Source organism: Adlercreutzia sp. DFI.6.23, from assembly GCF_024462535.1.
GTDB classification, from domain to species: Bacteria; Actinomycetota; Coriobacteriia; order Coriobacteriales; family Eggerthellaceae; genus Adlercreutzia; species Adlercreutzia rubneri.
The window spans coordinates 1-290 of the sequence record NZ_JANGBP010000757.1; the positions used below are offsets into that span (position 1 = coordinate 1).

General features: G+C 36.9%; 1 pseudogene. It reads right to left on the reverse strand.

The annotated features are described in order from the left end of the window. Positions 1–290, reverse strand: a pseudogene (locus tag NE591_RS15345) (helix-turn-helix transcriptional regulator); the annotation flags it as partial.

A 290-nucleotide genomic window follows, 5' to 3' on the forward strand; every position in this document is an offset into this window, starting at 1 on the left:
TTCCATAAGTTCTTCTAACTCCGTAACCTCATTGGTAATGTAGTTATGGATATACTGTATGAGTTTGGTTTCCATGTAAAATCTGCATTCTTTTTCATCATTGAAAAATTCATTTTCAGACAGATAATCTAAGGAAACATTGAAGTCTTGTTCCCGTTTGATAATATCCATGATATAGGGCTCGGTGTGGTCAATATACTTCCATTCTCCCGACAATAATTCATTGGGCGTTACACCCAGCACGTCCATTATCTTCTCTAACGTATCAAAGGTAGGATAATTCACGCCAC